11 protein-coding genes are annotated in these 19,550 nt (G+C 75.4%); 6 read left to right on the top strand and 5 right to left on the bottom strand.

Translation table 11 applies throughout. The annotated features are described in order from the left end of the window. Positions 1-2 precede the first annotated feature (2 nt). From K377_RS30150 to K377_RS41805, 5 genes are read right to left on the bottom strand one after another with little or no spacing between them, the layout of a single operon-like run. Positions 3-722: a hypothetical protein gene (locus tag K377_RS30150; RefSeq protein ID WP_146614775.1), complete on the bottom strand. Its 720-nt coding sequence runs from the start codon at positions 720-722 to the stop codon at positions 3-5. After that, positions 719-3,460, bottom strand: a complete 2,742-nt coding sequence (locus K377_RS30155) for a type I polyketide synthase (RefSeq protein ID WP_111666741.1) — start codon at positions 3,458-3,460, stop codon at positions 719-721. The genes K377_RS30150 and K377_RS30155 overlap by 4 nt, the downstream gene beginning before the upstream one ends. After that, positions 3,457-8,016, bottom strand: a complete 4,560-nt coding sequence (locus K377_RS42460; protein WP_258395169.1) for a MupA/Atu3671 family FMN-dependent luciferase-like monooxygenase — start codon at positions 8,014-8,016, stop codon at positions 3,457-3,459. The genes K377_RS30155 and K377_RS42460 overlap by 4 nt, the downstream gene beginning before the upstream one ends. After that, the gene (locus K377_RS30165; RefSeq protein WP_111666743.1) at positions 8,013-8,786 is read right to left on the bottom strand and encodes a TylF/MycF family methyltransferase; all 774 of its coding nucleotides are present in this window, start codon (positions 8,784-8,786) and stop codon (positions 8,013-8,015) included. The genes K377_RS42460 and K377_RS30165 overlap by 4 nt, the downstream gene beginning before the upstream one ends. Next, positions 8,783-10,426 carry a non-ribosomal peptide synthetase gene (locus K377_RS41805; RefSeq protein WP_161194971.1) on the bottom strand — a complete coding sequence of 548 codons (1,644 nt, stop codon included), beginning with the start codon at positions 10,424-10,426 and terminating at the stop codon, positions 8,783-8,785. The genes K377_RS30165 and K377_RS41805 overlap by 4 nt, the downstream gene beginning before the upstream one ends. A 488-nt stretch (positions 10,427-10,914) precedes the next feature. Between K377_RS41805 and K377_RS30180 the strand changes: the two genes are divergently transcribed. From K377_RS30180 to K377_RS30205, 6 genes are all read left to right on the top strand, one after another. Next, positions 10,915-12,732, top strand: coding sequence for an asparagine synthetase B (locus tag K377_RS30180; RefSeq protein WP_111666744.1), 1,818 nt, complete (start codon positions 10,915-10,917; stop codon positions 12,730-12,732). A 70-nt stretch (positions 12,733-12,802) separates the two neighbouring features. Continuing rightward, complete coding sequence (locus tag K377_RS30185; protein WP_111666745.1) at positions 12,803-14,413, top strand: condensation domain-containing protein; 1,611 nt, start codon at positions 12,803-12,805, stop codon at positions 14,411-14,413. Beyond that, positions 14,410-15,780, top strand: a complete 1,371-nt coding sequence (locus K377_RS30190; RefSeq protein WP_111666746.1) for an MFS transporter — start codon at positions 14,410-14,412, stop codon at positions 15,778-15,780. Before K377_RS30185 ends, K377_RS30190 begins: the two co-directional genes overlap by 4 nt. 371 nt (positions 15,781-16,151) lie before the next feature. Then, positions 16,152-17,390: a condensation domain-containing protein gene (locus K377_RS30195; protein ID WP_111666747.1), complete on the top strand. Its 1,239-nt coding sequence runs from the start codon at positions 16,152-16,154 to the stop codon at positions 17,388-17,390. Between the two features lie 216 nt (positions 17,391-17,606). Further along, positions 17,607-18,620 (top strand): amino acid--tRNA ligase-related protein, encoded by a 1,014-nt coding sequence (locus K377_RS30200; protein WP_111666748.1) that lies wholly within the window; start codon positions 17,607-17,609, stop codon positions 18,618-18,620. Positions 18,621-18,674: 54 nt separating this feature from the next. After that, positions 18,675-19,520: a class I SAM-dependent methyltransferase gene (locus tag K377_RS30205; RefSeq protein WP_111666749.1), complete on the top strand. Its 846-nt coding sequence runs from the start codon at positions 18,675-18,677 to the stop codon at positions 19,518-19,520. Positions 19,521-19,550: the final 30 nt, after the last annotated feature.

Raw genomic sequence — 19,550 nt, forward strand, 5'->3', positions numbered from 1 at the left:
CGCTAGTGGTCGGTGTCGGTGCGAACACCGTGGGCGGCCAGGAAGGACACGACGGCGTCGGCGGTGCGGGGGTCGCGCAGCAGGTCCGCGCGGTCGCACCCGACGCGCAGGCCGTCGCCTGGGGTGTTCGCCGACAGGATCCGCAGGGTGGGCCCCACCGAGGCGGGCGGCGGGGCGTGGTGGGCGGCCAGCAGGTGGGCGAGCCAGCGCAGGGCCGCGTCGACCAGCGGCGCGGCGAGGTCCTCGACCTCCTCGGTGGCCGCGCCGTCGACGCCCAGGGCCCCGCCGACGTGCGCCGCGAGCCGTTGCCGCGCGACGGCGAGGAAGACCCCCGGCTCGGCCACGCAGCCGGCCAGGTGCCGTGCCTCCCGGTGGTCCGGGAGGACACCGAGCTGGGCCACGGTGTCGCGGTACGCGGTCAGGACGGTCGCCGCGGTCACCGGTTCGGCGTCGAACAGGACCAGCGGCACCGCCCGGCCCGCCCGCGCGGCGACCACGGCGGCCAGCGGCGCCGACGCGCACGATGCCAGCACCGCGCCGGGCGCGCCCGACGGCAGCGCCGCGCGCAGTCCGTCCAGGTACGGGCCGGGCGGCTCGGGCGGCGGCGGCTCGGGCAGGAGCGGGTGGAGGGCGGGCAGCGGGAGGGCGGACAGCGGGGCCTCGGCGCGCTGCGCGGGATGGTCCACGGCCAGCAGGACGGGGGGAGTGGGAGCGGGAGTCACCAGGGGAACCTCTGCCGGGCGAAGGGATATCCGGGAAGGGCGGCGCGCGGGCCGGGACCGTTGAGCGCGGTGAGGTCGAGGGCGGCGCCGCGCCGGTACAGCGCGGCGAGTCCCGCCGTGCCCCACCGGTACCAGGAGCTGTCCGGCAGCACCCGGTGGCCGAAGTCCCGCAGCACGACGGTCGGCCCGATCTCCACGAAGTCCCGGGCGCCGGTGGCCCCCAGGGCCCTGAGGGCGGGATCGAACAGCACCGGGTAGCGGACCTGCCGGACCAGGCACTCCGGGTCGGGGACGGTGCCGGCCGGGAGCAGTTCGCCGTCCGCCGCGGACGCCCACGGCACCCGCAGCGGGCGCCAGTCGAGCTCCCGGGCGCGGTCCGCGAGCCGGTCGAGCACCGGCTCCATCAGGTGCGAGTGGTACGCGGTCCGCATCGGCAGGACGCGGAACGGCACCCCCCGCGCGTCGAGCCAGGACGCCGCGCGGTCCATCACCGTGTCGGGGCCGGACAGGGTGTGCGCGGTGGGCGCGTTGTGGGCGGCGAGGTCGGCCCCGGTCCCGGCGGCCGCGTCGAGCGCCGTCTCCAGCGGCGCGCTGATCGCCAGCATGCGCCCCGGCCGGGTGGACCGGGTCAACTCCTCGCGGAGCAGTACGAAATGGACCGCGTCGGCCAGCGTCAGGGCACCGGCCGCGCACAGCGCCGCCGGCTCGCCCAGACTGTGGCCGACGACGGACGCGGGCTCCACCCCGGCGCGGGCCCAGCGCCGGGTGTGCGCCACCTGCCGCACGACGTGGGCGACCTGGGGCCGGTCCAGCACCTCGGCGAACGGTTCGACCACGGCACGCACGACCGGGTCGTCCCGCTCCGTGTCCGTGTTCCACGCGCCGGCGCCCTGACCTCGGAACGCGAAGACCGGCGCGGTGAGCGGCCTTTCGTCCGGCCAGGGCCGGGCGAGCGCGGCGTCCAGCGCGTCGGCGAGCTCCGCCGCTGTGCGCCCCGCGACGGCGAGCCGGGCGGCCGACCGGGGCGGGCGCCCGTGCAGCCGACGGGCGACGTCGCCCGGCGCGAGCCCGTTGTGCGCGCGCAGCCAGTCGCGGAGCTGCCCGGCCCGGCGCCGCAGCGACGCCTCGTCGGGCGCGGCGAGCGGCACCAACGCCTCGCGGCTGTCGCCGGGCGTCGGAGTCGCCGCGGGGGGCGCCAGTGGAGCCCGGTCGTCGTCGGGTGCCGTGGGCGGTTCCTCCAGGACGACGTGGGCATTGGTGCCGCCGAAGCCCAGCGCGCTGACACCCGCCCGGCGCGGGCCACTCCCCGACGGCCAGGCGGTGCGCTCGGTGACCGGGAAGAACGGGCTGTCCGCCCAGGCCAGTCGTGGGTCCGGCGCCGTCGCGTTCACCGTGGGCACCAGCTCGCCGTGGCGCAGCATCAGCACCGTCTTGATCAGCCCGGCCATCCCCGCGCAGGTGTCGAGGTGGCCGACCGACGGCTTCACCGAACCGAGCCCGGTCCGCCCCGCTCCTCCTTCCGGCCCGGTCGCGCCGGGTGCGGCCCGGGGTGCCAACGCCTCGGTGAGCGCACGGAATTCGATCGGGTCGCCCACCGCGGTGCCGGTGCCGTGCGCCTCCAGGTAGCCGATGGTGTGCGGCGCGACCCCGGCGCGCTCCAGCGCGTGCCGGACCGCGGCCGCGTGCCCGCGTACCGAAGGAGCGGTGAAACCCGCCTTGGCGCGCCCGTCGTTGGTGACCGCCGACCCGAGGATCACGGCGTGCACGGTGTCCTCGTCGGCGAGCGCCCGGGCCAGCGGCTTCAGCAGCACCACGCCGACCCCGTCACCGCCCACCGTGCCGTCGGCGGCCGCGTCGAAGGCGCGGACGACCCCGCTCGGCGACAGGATGTACTCCGGGTCCGCCGGGCCGTCCGGGACGGGGGTGCGGCGGACGGCCGCGGCGCCCGCGAGCGCGAGGTCCGCGTCCCCCGTCAGCAGCGCCTGGACCGCCAGGTGCACCGCGACGAGCGAGGTGGAGCAGGCGCTCTGCACGGTCACCGCCGGCCCGGTCAGACCGAGGTGCCAGGCGACCCGGGTGGCCAGGAAGTCGCCCTGCCCGCCGATGAGTTCGGCGACGGCTTCGAGCGGTTCCGTGGTGCCGCCGGAGCGCAGGAAGTGCGGCGGCTGCGGACCGTAGAGGTTCATGCCGGTGCCTGCGAAGACCCCGACCCGCGTCCCCTCGCCGGGCTCCGGCACGCCGCCGTCCTCCAGGGCGTGGTAGCAGCTCTCCAGCAGCAGCCGGTGCGCGGGATCGGTCCGCTCCGCCTCCCGCGGGCTCATCCCGAAGAACCCCGCGTCGAAGGCGTCCGCGTCGGCCAGCGGCTCGCCGACCGAGCAGACCCCGGCCCGCAGGTTCCGCCAGAACGCGTCGATGTCCGGGGCGCCGGGGAACCGGGCCGCCATGCCGATGACGGCCACCCGCCGGTCCACCGCCACCGGCGGGTCCGGCCGGGCGGCGGACTCCACGGCCCGGGGCTCCTCACCGTCGAGGTACCGGGCCAGGGCACGGACCGTGTAGTGCTCGGTCAGGGCCGCGACCGGCACCGCCCTGCCGAATTCGCGTTCGAGGCGCAGCCGCAACCGCGCGGCGAGCAGGGAGGTCAGCCCCAGGGCGCGGAACGGGGTCTCGGCGTCGACCGGGCCATCGCCCAGCAGGGCGGCCACGGTCCGGGCGACCCGCTCCCGGGTGCCGGTCACCGGGCACCCGCCCGGCGCCGCGCGAGGGCATGGATCGTCGGCGCCCGGAGGAAGTCCGCCATGGGCACCCGTTCGCCCGTCTCGCCGCGTATCCGCTCCAGCATCCGCACGGCGTGCAGGGAGTTGCCGCCCACCTGGAAGAACGACACGTCCACGGGCAGGCTCTCCACGCCCAGCTCCAGACACCACAGCCGGTGCACCCGCTCCTCGTCGGCGGTGGCCGGCGGGCGGCCCTCGGGCAGCGCCCCGCCGCCCGTCGACCCGCGCAGCGCGGCCCGGTCCAGCTTGCCGTTGGCGCCCACGGGGAGCCGGTCCACGGCGAACCACGCGGCCGGGACGAGGTGGTCGGGCAGCGTCCGCGCCAGGCCCGCCCGCAGGACGGACACCCAGTCCGCCAATTCCCCGCGCAGCACGACATGGGCGACGAGCCGCGGCTGCGGCTCGTGCTCGGCAAGGACCGCCGCCTCCACCACCTCCGGCAGCGCGTTCAGCGCCGCCTCCGCCTCGCCCGGTTCGACCCGGAAGCCGCGGATCTTGACCTGGTCGTCCAGGCGGCCCAGGTGCTCCAGCGCGCCGTCGTGCCGGAAGCGGACCAGGTCGCCGGTGCGGAACCAGCGCCGGGTGCCGTCGTCGTGGAACCGGCGGGCCGTCAGTTCCGGATCGTTCCGGTAGCCGTCGGCCACCTGCGCCCCGCCGATCAGGAGTTCGCCGGGCACGCCCGGCGGCACCGGGCGGCCCCGCCGGTCCTCGACCCGCAGCAGCACTCCGGTGACGGGCCGCCCGATCGGCGGTGCCGCGTCGTCGGCGGGGGTGACGTGGTGCTCGGTGACGATGACCGACGCCTCGGTCGGCCCGTACTGGTTGAACAGCCGGGTGTGCGGCTGCTCCGCCAGGAACCGGGCGATCGGCGGCACCGTGCGCAGGGGCTCACCGGCGCAGAAGACCTCCCGCAGGGACGGCATCGGCCCGGCGCCGCGCACCAGGGCCGCCAGCGGGGTGGCGGGCACGCACAGCCGCTCGACCTCGTGGCGGCGCACGATCTCCCCGACGACGGCCGGGTCGAGGCGGTCGGCCTCGTCCAGCAGGACCAGTTCGGCGCCCGAGCCGAGCGTGCCGAAGATCTCCTGCACGCTCACGTCGAAGCTGGGGGAGGTCCACTGGAGCGTGCGCAGCGGCGGGTGCGCCCGCGCCTGCCAGCGCAGCAGGGCCACCGGCCCCCGGTGCGGCACCGCGACCGCCCGCGCGCCGCCCGTGGTCCCCGAGGTGAAGATCAGGTACGCCGTCGCGTCCGGTTCCACGGCCGCACCGGGCGGGACGGCCGGGAGATCGGGGTCGGCGTGCGGATCGTCCAGGACGAGCACGGCGCCGCTGTCGCGCACCAGCGCGTCGCGTCGTGCGGCGGGCAGCGCCGGGTCCACGGGGACGTACGCGGCCCCGCACTTGAGGACCGCCAGCAGCGCGGTGACCAGGCCGGGACCCCGGGGCAGCAGTACCGCCACGGTGCTGCCGGGGGTGACCCCCTCGCCGGTCAGCCGGTGCGCGAGCCGGTTGGCGGCCGCGTCCAGTGCGCGGTACGTGGTGGTGCCGTGCGCCCCGGAGAGGGCGACCGCGTCGGGCTCGGCGCGCGCCGACCGCTCGAACAGGCCGTGCAGGGTCGTCGGTTCCAGGTCCGCCTCGGCCACGTCGGGGACGGCACCCGCGTCCGCCGCGCCGGTCGCACCGTCCCGCGGGGCGGGGGGAATCGCGGCCGCCGAGCCGTCGTGCAGGGCGAGGAAGTGCTCGTCCGCCGCGGTCGGACCGGCGAGGGCGGAGAGCGGTCCGGCCGAGTCGTCCAGGCCCCGGCGGAGCAACTCCTCGACATGCCCGAGCAGCCGGGTGAGCGTCGCCGCCTCGAACAGGCCCGCGTCGTACTCCACGGTGCAGCCGAGCCCGTCCCGCCGGCCCGTGAAGTAGAGGGTCAGGGCGAACGGCGCCTGGGCACGCGGAACGTGCAGCGGGCGTGCGGCGGGCCCCGCGCCGTCGGCGGCCCCGTCCGGCGCCTCCTCGTACTCCACCAGGATGTCGAACAGCGGGTTCGCGCCGGGCGACCGTTGCGGATTGACCGCGTCGACCACCTCGTCCAGCGGTACGTCCCGGTGTTCGAGCGCGTCCATCACCGCACCGCGCACCCGCCGCACCAGAGCGGCGAACGACGGGTCGCCCGACAGATCCAGTCGCAGCGCCAGCGTCTCCACGTACATGCCGATCCGGTCCTCGGTGCCCGGCGGCCGGTGCGAGACGGCGGTGCCGAGGACGACGTCGTCGGTGTCGCCGAACCGGCCGAGCACGGAGGCGACCGCGCTCAGCAGAGTGGTGAACGCGGTCGCCCCGACCGAGCGGCCGAAGGCGCGCACGCGCCGGGCGAGCGCCGCGTCGAACTCGTGCGCAAGGGTCGCGCCCCGTACCGGCCGGGTGGCGTCGCGCGGCCGGTCGGCGGGCAGTCGCAGCACTGGCGCGTCCCGGAGTAGCCGCGTCCAGAACGCGAGGCCCGCCTCCCGTTCGGGCCGCGGGTCCGGCGCGGGCGGTGCGGGGAGCGGGGGCAGCGCGGCGGCCCCACCGCCCAGGCAGGTGGCGAGGTCGCGCAGGAACACCGCGGTGGACCCGGCGTCGAAGACACTGTGGTGCGCGACCAGGTACAGCACGTGGTGCTCCGGCCCGAGCACGCCCAGGGCCACCCGCCACAGCGGGCCCATGGCCAGGTCGAAGGGCGCCGTGCCGTGCGTGGCGTGCAGCACGGCGACCGCCTCCTGCGGGGTGCGGCCGGTGAGATCGGTGACCGGGAACACCGGGGCGAACGGCGGGGCGATCACCTGCCGCAGCACGCCCTCCTCCTCCCGGAACGACGTGCGCAGCGCGTCGTGGCGTGCCACCACCTGGGTCAGCGCCCCGGCCAGCGCGTCCGGGTCGAGGGGGCCCGTCAGCTCCACCGCCTTCGGCTCGTTGTGGACCGAGCGTCCCGGGTCCATCCGGTCCATCAGCCACATCCGGCGCTGTTGCGGGGAGGCGGGGGCGGTGACGAGGGGCGCGGCGACGGTGGACGCGGTGATGTCGGGGGTGGCCATGACGGGTGTGGTGACGGCGGGCGCCGCCTCCGCGACCGCCGTTCCGGCCGCGAGCCGTCCCGCCTGGTCACCGTCCGCGAAGTCGGGACCGGCGCACTCCGTTTCCACGGAACCCGCGTTCAAGAGCCCCGGCCTCGCGGGCGTCGCGTCCTTGAGCGCCGCCAGATGCGGCAGACCGGCCAGCATGTCCGCGGCCGGCAGGCCGAAGTCCACGAAGGCGCCGATCTCGTCCGCGCCCGCCGCCACCAGCGAGTCGAGCACCGGCCGCACCTCGGCCGGGGTGCCGATCAGCGCCCGGGTCGCGCAGTAGCGCTCGTAGGCCCGCCCGAGCAGGAACGCGACATCGTCCGGCGGGGTGTGCGCCAGGTCCACCTCGACGCCCAGACTGCGTACGGCGGTGTCGAACAGCGACAGCGAGGACCGCAGGTAGGCGGTGAAGGGCGCGTACGCCTCCCGCCGCGCCCGCGCGCTGTCGCCGCGCAGATACGTGTGGACGAGGACGGTGACCCGTCCCGCGCGCGGGTCCAGTCCGCACGCGGCGCGGGTGCGCCGGTACAGCGCGATGTTGCGCGCCAGGTCGTCGACGTCCTGCTGCATCAGGTTGGTCACGACGCCCACGTCCTCCCGCGCCGCCCGCTCCCAGCTCCCGGGGGCCGACAGGACGGCTACCGCGAGCGGCGGCCGGGCCTGCACCGGCGCCGGGTGGAGCGTCACGTCGACCCGCTCGCCGTCGCCCCCGACCGCCGTGTGCGGTGCGCCCGCCCACAGCCGGCGTACGGTGGCGAGGCGCTCGTACATCACCTCGCGCCGGTCGTCGTAGGTCCCGGGAGCGAGGACGAAGTCGCCCGAGTGCCAGCCGGAGGCCACGCAGAGCCCGGCCCGCCCGCCGGAGAGGTTGTCGACCATCGACCATTCCTCGGCCACCCGCACCGGATGGTGCAGCGGCAGCACGACCGACCCGGCGTGCAGGCGCACCGACCGGGTGCGCGCGGCGAGCGCCGCGGCCAGGACCGCCGGGTTGGGGAACAGCCCGCCGAAGGAGTGGAAGTGCCGCTCGGGCACCCACAGCGCGTGGAAGCCGTGCGTGTCGGCGAACTCCGCGGCGGACAGCAGCGCTTCGTAGCGGGCGGGACCGTCGCCGTGCGGGTAGTCGCCGAAGAAGTAGAGGCTGAAGTCGACGGCCGCGCCCGGCATCCGGCCCGCGCCGTCCGGCGGCCCGGGGTCCGGTTCCGGAGCGAGCCGTGCGGTCACCGCCCGCACCGACAGCTCGTCCTCGAACAGCGTCCGCACCGGCAGCCGCACCCCGAACCGGTCGTGCAGCCGGCGCGTCAGGGCGAGCAGCGCCAGGGACTCGCCGCCCAGCGCGACCAGCGGGGCGTCCGGGTCGACGGCGTCCGCCGGAAGCCCGAACACCTCGGCCACCAGGGCCCGTACGGCGGGCAGCGTCGCGTTCACCGGGTGGCTCCTTCCGCGGGCGCCAGACGCCAGAACGCGCCCAGGCCGTCGATGTCCTCGATCTCCTCGGTCACGCCGTTGCGTTCGCGCCAGTCGTGGACGGCGTCCCGGCAGGCCGGGATGTGGTAGTCGTCGACGATGACGAAGCCGCCCGGGGACACCTTCGGGTGCAGCAGGTCCAGGGTCTGCACCGTGGAGGTGTACAGGTCGCTGTCGAGCCGCAGCACCGCGAGCCGTCCCAGCGGCGCGGACGGCAGCGTCTCGTGGAACCAGCCCGGCAGGAACTCGACCTGCTCGTCCAGCAGTCCGTACCGCGCGAAGTTGCCCCGTACGGTGTCCAGGTCGACGGCGATGACATCGTTGTGGATGTGCGCGGCCAGGGCCCGGTCGGCCGGATGGGTGTCCGCGTCCGGCAGCGGCATGCCCTGGAAGGAGTCCGCCACCCACACCCGCCGGTCCGTCACCCCGTGCGCCCGCAGGACCGCCCGCATGAGGATGCAGGCGCCGCCCCGCCAGACGCCCGTCTCGATCAGGTCGCCCGGTACGCCGTCCGCCAACACCCGCTCCACGCAGTCCTGGAGGTTGTCGAGCCGCCGCCGGCCGATCATCGTGTGGGCCTGGCTCGGCCAGTCCACGCCGAGCCTGCGGTTGAGCGGTTCGTAGACGGCCGAGGGCGCCCAGTCGGCGGGGATCGGCGGGTCCTCGTAGATCGTGTTGGACAGCACCTCCTTCATCAGGTCCAGGTACATCTCGCGCGTCGGCGTACTCATGCGTCCCCCACCGGTCGGGTCTCGGTCAGTCGTCGGGCCAGCTCGCGCACGGTCGGCGCGGCCAGGAAGGCGCGGAGGTCGACGCGGGCCGGATGGCGGGCCCGCAGCCGGGCCAGCACGAGCGCCGCCGACAGCGAGGTGCCGCCCAGTGCCAGGAAGGAGTGGTCGCGGCCGATGTCCTCGCGGCCCAGGACCGCCGTCCACACCTCGGCCACGTCGCGTTCGACGCCCTCCGCCGGCGGTTCGTCGGCCGGTCCGGGCGGGGGAGGGGCCGGCAGCCGGGCGCGGTCGACCTTGCCGTGCGCGGTGAGCGGCAGCCGGTCCACGGGTTGGATCCGGGCGGGCAGCAGATGCGCCGGGAGCCGCGCGGCCAGCCGGGCCCGCAGTCCCGTCAGGGTGCCTGCCACGTACGCCGCCAACTGCGTTTCCCCGGCGACCTGTTCGGCCACCACCGCGCACTCGCGCACCCCGGGCAGGGAGCCGAGGACCGACTCCACCTCCGCCGGGTCGGCGAGATGGCCGCGGATCTTGACCTGGTCGTCGGCGCGGCCGACGAACCGCAGCAGGCCGTCCGGGTCGCGTGCGACGAGGTCTCCCGTGCGGTACGCGGGCCGGGCGGAGCCGTGATCGTGGCGGAAGCGGCGCGCCGTCTCCGCCGGGTCGTTGAGGTAGCCGAGTCCGACGCCCGGCCCCGTCAACCACAGTTCGCCGTCGGCCACACGGGCGGTGAAGCCGGCCACGGGGGCGCCGATCGGCGGCAGGTCCGGCCAGTCGGAGGGCGGTCCGGTCAGCGTGTGCGCGACGGCCACGTGCGTTTCCGAGGGGCCGTAGTGGTGGTGCAGCCGGCAGCCGGGCACCTCCGCGAAGAGGCCCCGGATCGCCGGCGTCACCCGCAGCGCCTCGCCCGCCACGGCGACCTCCCGCAGGGTGGTGGGGAACGCGCCCGTGTACGGCACCAGCGCGGCGAGCCGGTCGAGCACGACCGGCGGCACGAACAGCCGCTCCACGCGCCGGAGCCGGAGCAGCTCCGCGAGCCGTACCAGGTCCCGGCGCTCGTCCTCGCCGGGCAGGATCAGCACCCCGCCGCTGCACAGCGCCGTGAACACCTCCTGCACGAACACGTCGAAGCCGAGCGGGGCGAACTGGAGGGTGCGCAGCGGGGCCCGGGAGGTGGCGGCCAGCGTCCACTCGATCAGCGCGTCGACGGTCCGGTGCGGTATCGCGACCGCCTTGGGCCGCCCGGTGGAGCCCGAGGTGAACACCACGTACGCCAGTCCCTCGCGGGCCGGACCGGGCCGTCGGGAACGCAGCCGGAGACCGGGGCCGACCACGAGGCGCGCCCCGCTCTCGCGCAGCACGTGCCGGGTCCGCGCCGGCGGCTGGCCGGGGTCCACGACACAGAACCCGCCGCCCGCCCGCAGCACGGCCAGGACCGCCACGAGCAGCTCCGGGGTGCGTCCCGTGGTGACAGCCGCGGCCTCGCCCGGCTGCAGCCCGGCGGCGGTCATCCGGTCGGCCAGCCGTCCCGAGCGCTCCCACAGCGTGCCGAGGTCCAGCACGCCGTCCGCGGTTTCGACGGCGGGGGCGCCGGGACGGGCCAGCGCCCGCTCCTCGACCAGCTCCAGCACGCGTGAACTCACCTGCGTCTCCTCGGCGTCGGTGGCCCGCTCTCCCGGGAAGGGGGAGCGGGCGAGGGATGAAGGGGTCCCGGCGACAGGTCGGGATTCCGTCCGCACCGGCCCCCTGGCAGCGTTGCGTCCCGTCGGTCCCCGGTGTGCCAGCAGTCCAGCAGAGCGGTGTTCCGCGTTCCGCGCCGAGCGGGTTCCCGGGCGGAGTCCGGGACCGTTCCGCCCGTCCCCGGCCGGGTCGGCGCCGTGCGGCCGTGCATACGGAACGGGTCCGCGCGTGGACGGCCCGGGGTTCCCCCGGGGTGCCGTCCCCGTTCCCGTACGGGGCCGGTCCGGGGCCCGCGGCGGAATCCCGACGGGGGGTCGCAGGGCGGGTCGCACGGTACCGGCCGCCCCTAGCGTGACGGCGTCAAGGCGACGCGGGCCAGCAGGTCCGGGCCAGCAGGGCCCGGGGCGCCCGCGTGGCGCGCAGCAGGCGGCCGAGGACGAGGTGGGACCGGGTGGCGGGCATCGCGGGATGGACCGACGGGCAGCGTGACCTGACGGGCGAGCGGGCCGAGGTCGACAGGATGGCGGCCGGGCTGCGGGCCCGCGCCCCGCACGGCGGCGCGACCTGGACTGCTCGGCGGGCCGCGCTCGTCCAGCGCGGGGATCCCGCCTGGCCCCGGCCGACCGGACCGGCCGTGGTCCGCGACGACGGCCGCACCGTCGCCGTCGCCGTCGCCGACGGCCACCTGCGCAACGCCAGGGACCTGTGGGACGCCTTCGGTGCCGACCGGGGGACCGGACCGCACCCGCCCTCCGTGCCGGAGATCGTCGCCCGCGCCTATCTGCGCTGGGGCACAGCCGCCGCCGAACGCCTCGACGGACTCTGCTCGTTCGCCGTCTGGGACACCCGCACCGGCGACCTCGTCCTCGGCCGCGACCGCTTCGGCGTCCGGCCGCTGAGCTGGACCCGCACCCCGGACGGCGTCGTCTTCGCCTCCGACGTCGCCGTCCTTGCCGCACACTCCTTCATCACCCCCGAGGCCGACCCCGACGCCCTGTGCGCGCTGCTCACCCTCATGCGCGAGGACGGCCGCGGCGCGCTCAGCGGCGTCCACGAGGTGCCCCCGGCCACCGTGCTGCGCATCCGCCCCGACGGCACGGTCGACTCCCGTGCCTACTGGGCGCTGGAGGCCCACGAACACGTCCTCGACGCCGACGCCACGACCAAGGAGGCCGACCGGCTGCTGCGCGCCTCCGTGGCCGCCGACCTCGCTGGCCAGGACACGGCGGTCCTCCTTTCCGGCGGACTGGACTCCAGCGTGCTCACCGGCCTCCTCGCGTCCGAGACCGGCCGCCGGCCCGTCACCGCCACCGTGTCCTTCGCCCGCACCACCTCCCGCATCCCCGACCGCCCGTTCATCGAGGACGTCGTCCGCTTCTGGGACTGCGACCACGAGGACGTCATTGTCGGCATCGACGAGGTCACGGACCCCGCCACCCTCGCCGAGGTACTGGCCGCGAAGGACTACCCCACCCCCTGGGGCGACAAGAACGTCACCCCGTACCTGCTGAACCGCTCCCTGTCCGCGCGGGCGCCCGCCGCCCTGTCCGGCGAGGCGGCCGACACCCTCTTCGGCGGCCTCTACGGCGATCTCGACGGCGTCCCGGCACCGACGACCTTCCCCTGGCTGGAACAGGCCCGGCGGTTCGGCGTCACGCACGGCATCGGCACCGGGCTCTTCCGCCCCGAACTGCTGCGCGCCCTCGACGTCGACGGCTACCTGGAACGGGTCTTCCGCACCGCGCTCGACCGCGTCCCCGTCCTGCCCGGCGACTCACCGGGCCGCCGCGCGGTACGGCAGATCGACCACCTGACCGTGACCCGGCTGCTCGAACAGACGATGCTGCACACCGAGCGCCTCGGCGCCGCCGCAGGCGTTCAACTGCGGTTCCCCTTCGCGGACCACACGCTCTACACCTTCATGTACAACGTTCCGACCGCCATGAAATCCACGGGCGGACGCACCAAGAGCATGCTCCGCGACCTCGCCCGCGACCTGGTGCCGCCCTCCGTCCTGGAGCGCCGCAAGTCGACGTTCCCCGCGCTCTATGACGACCGCTACAAGACCTCGGTCACCGCCCGGCTGCGCGACCTCCTCGACGACTCCTCGGCGCCCGTGCACGCGGTCACCGACCTGCGGGCCGCCGCCCGGGTCGCCGACGACCCCCGACTGCTCGACCGGGGCGGCTGGTTCGGCAGGGCGGACGTCGAGATGCTCCTCCAGCTCGACGCCTGGCTCCGCCGCCACCGGGTGCGGCTGCGGATCTGAACCGCCGCACACCCATCCCGCCCGCACCCCCACCCCCCTCGCGGAACCCGGAACCTGGAGACGACGTCCCATGAACACCACCGCACACAGCGTGCCCCTCTCCGTGGGGCAGGAGGCCATGAAGGTGGCCTGGCAGATCGATCCGCGTCAGTGGACGAACATCATCCCGGTGCCGCTCGCCGTCACCGGCGACCTCGACCTCGACCGGCTGCGCGCCGCGGTCGACGCCCTCGGCACGGCCTTCCCGCACCTGCGCGGCCGGGTCACCGGAGAGCCCGGCCACCACCGCCTCGACTGGGACGGCGCCCCCGCCATCCCGGTCACCGAGGTCACCTCGTCGCTCGCCCGGGACGAGGGCGTGCGCGAGGCGTGGCAGACCCCGTTCGACCTGCTGGCCGGCCCACTGGCCCGGGTCCAGGTCGTCACCGGCCCCGGCTGGCGGGTCCTGCTGCTGACGCTCCACCACATCGTGGCCGACGGCGCCTCCGTACTCCTCCTGCTGGATGCGCTGCGCCAGGCCTACGCCGGTGAGCCGGTGACCGTGCCCGACGACCCCCGCGCCCTGGAGGCCCACGCCCTGCGCTCGGCCCGGCTGGCCGAGGGCGCCGAGGGCGAACGCCTCCGTGCCTACTGGGCCGCCGAACTCGGCACCGGCACCGCCCCGCTGACCCTCCCCGCCGAACCCGCCGACCCGCCCCGCCCCACCCTGCTCAGCGACCTCCTGCCCGACGACCTCGTCGCCGGACTGCGCCACCGCGCCGCCGCCACCCGGGTCTCGTACGTCACCGCGCTGATGGCCGGCTACTACGCCCTGCTCCGCCGCCACACCGGCTCCTCCGACGTACTGTCCTTCCTGCCCTTCCACGGGCGGACCCTCGACGCGACCCGGCAGCAGGTCGGCTACTTCGTCAACCTGCTGCCGGTACGGGCCCGGCTGGGCGCCGCCGACACCTACACCGACGTGATGCGGCAGCTGCGCGGCCGGGTCAAGAACGCCCTCACCCACGGCGACCTCCCGCAACCGGTGATCATGCGCAGCGCCGGGCTCGTGGGCCCGCGCGCCCGCGACCTGACCCACCGCAGTCTCTTCCAGTACTGGCACGCGGGCCTGCGCGACGGCCTCGACGTCATGGACCTGCGGCTGACGACACCCGGCTCGACCGCGACGCTCGGCCTGCTCGACATCGAGAGCACCGCCGGATTCACCCTGGCCGTCATGGTCCGCCAGGACAGCGGCGGCACCCGCGTGCTGTGGAAGGACCCCGCCGGCGCCCTGGGCGAGCCGCTGCTCAAGACGCTCGCCGCCGAATACCACGAGGTGCTCTGGACCATCGCCGACGACCCCGACACCCCCCTCCTCGGCATCGTCGCGACCGCCGGGGCGGCCGGGACCACCACGGCCCCCGGCGCGGCCGCCCCGGACGACGCGGACGGCCCGGCGGGCAGCGGCGGCGACGCCCGCCTCCTCGCCGCCATGACCGAGCTGTGGCAGGACGTCCTGGGCATCGACGACATTCTGCCCGAGGACAGCTTCTTCGAGCTGGGCGGCCACTCGCTGCTCGCCGAGAGCCTCGTCCTGGAGGTGTCCCGCCGGTTCGGCCGCGAGGTCGACCTGGGCGTCCTGTTCAGCCGGCCGCGACTCGCGGAGTTCACCGAACACGCGGTCGGACCGCGCGCATGAGCGGTACCGGCCCCGGCCCGTGGCGCCACCCGGTGCTGCGGGCCGTGCTCGCCGCGGAGTGCGTATCGATGCTCGGCAGCGCGCTGACCGTCGTCGCCGTGCCGTGGCTGATGCTGAGCGCCACTGGGTCGGCCCGCGCCATGGGCCTGGTGATGGCCGCCCAGATGGCCGGGACCACCCTCGTCGGCACGCTCGGCGCGTCCTGGGCCGGCCGAGCGGGGCCCCGGCGCGTGATGCTGCTCGGGGACGCGTGCCGCGGCGCGCTCATCGCCCTCGTCCCCCTGCTCACCGCCACGGGCGGCCTCGCCGTGCCGCTCACCGCCGCCGCGATGTTCCTCTTCGGCGCGTTCATGGCGCCCTACGCCGCCGCCCAGCAGGCCCTGCTCCCGGACGTCGTGGGCGAGGACGAGAAGCTGCTCGCCCGCGCGACCGCCTCTCTCCAGGGCGCCCTGCGGTTCAGCATGATGCTCGGCCCGCCCGTGGCCGGCGTCCTCGTCGGGCTGCTCGGCACCGTCCCGGTGATCCTCCTCGACGCCGCGAGTTTCGTCCTGTCGCTGCTGGTGCTGCGCCGCTTCCTGCCGACCACCGCACCTGCCCCGGCCGCGCCCTCGCGATGCGGGGCCGCCGGGGCACGCGCCCTGCTTGCCCGGCCGCTGGCCGCCACCTGGTCACTGGCCCTCGTCTGCTCCGAGTTCGCCTGGCAGGGCCTGTTCGCGGCCGTCCCGGTCGTCGCGCTGGAGTTCGGCGACCGCGGGCCCTCCGTCGCCGGAGCGCTGTCGGGGGCCTTCGGCGCGGCAGCCCTGACCGGCACCCTGCTCGTCGGACCGCTGCTGCGGCGCACGACCGCGCCGGTCCTCGCGGTCGGCGGACGGGTGCTGCTGGCCCTGTGCTTCGCGGTGCTGCTGCTCCCGCTCGGCCTCACCGCGGTGTTCGGCTGCCTCGTGCTCGCGGGGCTCCTCAACGGTGTGTCGAGTGCGCCGGTCGCCGCCGTGCGTGCGCTGAGCCTCCCGGCCGCCGTCCGTGCCGAGGCCCTCACCGTCGCCACGGCCGTCGCCCTCGCGGGCGGGACCTGCGGTCTGCTCGTCACGGGTACGACGATCCAGTCGGCGGGCACGCACACGGTGTTCCTGATCCTGTCCGCCGCCCAGGCCGCGTCGGCGGTCCTGCACGTGACGGGTCTGCTGCGCGACCGGCCCGCGCCGGGGGACGGCCACGGCGGCGCCGGTGTTCCGGACCGCCGTGGGCCCGTGGCCGAGGCGCCGTCATCGCGCGGTGCGGCTCTCGCGCGCACCGAGGCCCGGCGGGCGCCTGCCGACGGCCCAGACCGCCGCCCCGGCTACCCGCCCCCGCCGGCCCCCGGTTCCTGACGTGTTCCCTTCCAGCGGCGGAACGGGCGCCGGGACCGCACGGGGACCAGCGCGGAGCCCCCACGCGGATCGTGCGTTGGGAACGGCAACCGTTCCGCCGGGTCGCACCACGCGCCCGTACCCCGACCCCGCCGGCCTCTGCGCTCCCCACCGCGTGCCCCGCGTCTGACGCTTCGCGCGGGGGCGTCCCGCGCCCGCGGTCCGGAGCCGAGTGGCGCCTGTACCCCGCACCCCGCACCCCACACCCGCACCCCGCGCCCCCCATTCCGCCGGTCCACTCACCCCCCGCCCCTGGAGTTCCGTTGTCCGTTCACCCCGTTGAAGATTCCCCCGCCGTTCCCGCAGAGCTCTGGCGCGGTGTGCCGCACCGGATGAGCATCGGGTTGCGGCACCAGGCGCGGGACGACGGATCGTTGCCGTCGGAGAATCTGACCTGCTTCCTCTTCGCGTTCCCCGGTCTCGTCGTCGACGTGCCCCGGCTCGAACGCGCGCTCGCGCGGGCCGTCGTCCTCAACCCCGCCCTTGGCCACCGCTACCGCGTCGACCCCGAACACGGCCCCCAGTACCGGGAATCCGGCTGGTGCCCGAAGGCCGGCGTCGTCGAGGCCGCCGGCCCCGGATGGGAGGACGCCCGTCGTACGGCGCGTGGGATCGCGGACGCCGAGATGGGCAGGCCGTTCGACCTCCGGGACGGGCGCCTGCTGCGGGTGACCTGCGTGCGGCCCCCCGACGGCAGCGGCACCGTCCTCGTCGTCACCGTCGACCACACGGTCTGCGACGGCATCTCCTACGCCCGGCTCCTGGCCGACATCTCCGCCGCCTACGGGGACGAGGACCCCGCCGGGGCCCGGGCCCCGCGCCGGGCCTCTCTCGCCCGGGTCGCCGCTGCCGAGCGCCGGGTCCTGGCCGGCGCCGGCCGCGACGAGCTGTGCGACGCGTGGCGCGGCAGGCTGCCCGACGGCATCCCCGAACTGGTCCTCGCCGACCCGCTGCCCTGGACCGAGTGCACCGCCGAGGGCGACCAGGCAGCGACGGTCCTCACCGGCCCGGCGTACCGGCGCCACGTGCGGCGGGCCGCCGAACTGTCCGTGTCCAGCTTCATGCTCGCCACCGCCGGTCTCCTGCACGCGATGCGGCCCAGCGTGCTCGGCGACGGCCTCTCCTTCTTCTCCCCGCTGCCCGGACGCTTCGTCCCCGCCGCCCGGGACGTCCTCGGCAACTTCGTCAGCGTCCTGCCCGTCACCGTCCACGCGCCCCCCGACGCGACGTTGACGGCCACCGCGGAGGCGGTCCGCGAGGGCGTCCTGTGGACTCTGCGCCATCAAGGGGTGCCCTTCGACACGATCCGGGACGCCGTCGGCAACGGCGCCGGAACCAACGGGCGGTTCGCCTACGAACGCCGGTCGGTGTTCATCTCCGGCAACCCCGTGATGCGGCTCGAACTCGACGGCGTACGCGGCGAGATGGGCGTCCCGTCGATCACCGACGCCATGTTCGACCTCAGCCTGTGGATCTCGGACACCGGGGACGCCCTGCGGTGCAGCGCGGTCTTCCGCAAGCAGCTCCTCGACCGCGCCCTGGTGCAGGGCTGGCTCGACTCCCTGCACTGATCCGGGCGCCGTGCCCGCTCCCGTACCGGACGCCTTCCCTCCGCCTTCCGCACGCCGGCCGTCGGCGCGGAACGAACGGCAACGGAACGGGAATCGCCGGGTGCGAGTCTCGACCAGTCGAACAGCCGGCCGCGCCACGACGAACGAGCGGCAGGGCCGGCCGCCATCCCCCACCCCGTCCCCGACAGGCGTGCGCACACCACGGAGGTCCACCGAATGCCGAATGTCGACTCACTCCCGCACCGGCCACTCGCGGACAGCCGGCCGCGCTTCCTGCGCATCCTGGACGACCCGCTGTACTCCTCGCTGGTCGACCTCCAGGACCTGGTGAACTACGAGACCGCCGCGTTCTGGCGCGAGCGGCGGGTCAAGGGGCTGCACCTGCCCGTCACCACCTCCTCCATCTCCTCCCCGATGGGTCTGGGCAGCGACTCCCTGCCGGTCCAGGTGGACCTCTTCGGCGTCCCCACCTACCTCGCCGACTCCATGCAGTTCCTCCTGGAGTACGGCTGCCGCATCGCCGACCGGGGCTGCTACTACCTGATGCCGAGCTTCCGCGGCGAGGAGACCGACACCACCCACCTCAGCCAGTTCTTCCACAGCGAGGCCGAGATCCCCGGCGGTCTCGACGACGTGATCGAGGTCGCCGACGCCTACCTGCGCCACCTCACCGAAGCCGTCCTGCGGGAGCTGGCGGAGCCCGTCGCCCGGATCGCCGGCGGCATCGGGCACCTCACCGACTTCCTGGCCAAACCCACCGCCCGCATCACCTTCGACGACGCCGTCACCGCCCTCGACGACGACCCGCGCCACATCGAGACCCACGACCAGTGGCGCACCATCACCCGCGCGGGAGAGCACCGGCTGATGGAGCTGCACGGCTCCGCCGTCTGGCTCACCCACTTCGACCACCTGTCCGTCCCCTTCTACCAGGCCACCGACGCCACCGGCACCAAGGCCCTCAACGCCGACCTGCTCATCGGACCCGGCGAGGTCATCGGCTGCGGCGAGCGACACACCGACGCCGCGCACGCCCGGTCCGCGCTCGCCGCGCACGCCGTCCCGGCCGAGGACTACGACTGGTACCTGCGGATGAAGCAGGACAAGCCCCTGCACACCAGCGGCTTCGGCATGGGCGTCGAGCGGTTCTTCATGTGGGTCCTCGACCACCACGACGTGCGCGACCTGCAACTCCTGGAGCGCGCCAACGGCCTCCCCGCCACCCCCTGACCGACCACCGTCCCCCGTCCACCGCACATCCCTCGTCCCGTACCAGGAGCACCCATGAACCTCGGCGACCTGACCGCCCAGCAGATCCGCTCGATGAACTACAACGAGCTGATCTCCGTCGTCCGCGAGACCAACCGCCCGCCCGGCGGCGTGAAGACCGTCTCCCACCTCGCCACCGCCGCCCACCTCGACAAGGACAGCCACGTCCTGGAGATCGGCACCAGCACCGGCATCACGGCCATCGAACTGGCCCGCCTGGTGGGCTGCCGGATCACCGCCATCGACATCAACGAGCGCAGTATCGCCGAGGCCCGCCGCCGCGCCGAAAGCCTCGGCGTGGACCACCTCATCACCTTCGAGGTCAACGACGCCACCGCGACCGGCTACCCGGACGACACCTTCGACCTGGTCTTCTGCGGCAACGTCACCTCCCTCATCCCGGACCGCGCGCGGGCCCTCGCCGAGTACTCCCGGGTCGTCAAGCCGGGCGGCTTCATCGCCGCCATCCCGATGTACTACGTCAAACAGCCCTCCGAGCAGCTGCTCGCCGACGTCAGCGCCGCCATCCAGGTCCCGGTGGAGCCGCTGGAGGAGTCGTACTGGCTGGACTTCTTCCTCGGTGACGGGCGGATCCCCTTCACGCGCGAGCAGTACACCTTCGACTGGATCTCCGACGAGGTCGTCGACGCGTTCGTCCGGGACATCCTCGCCCGCCCCCACCTCGACGAACTCAGCGCCGACGCGCGCGAGGTCCTCACCGAGCAGTACGCCGTCCACATGCGGCTCTTCCGCGACAACCTCGCGCAGATGGGCTACACGGAGCTGCTGGTGCGCTGCGAGACCGACGAGCTCGGCGAGCCGGAGCTGTTCGACTCCAGCCCGGTCCTGCCGAGGTCCTGACGCCGGCCGGCACCGGGGCCGCGCCGGCCC

It is taken from the genome of Streptomyces sp. PsTaAH-137 (assembly GCF_003259365.1).
In the GTDB taxonomy this organism is placed as follows: domain Bacteria; phylum Actinomycetota; class Actinomycetes; order Streptomycetales; family Streptomycetaceae; genus Streptomyces.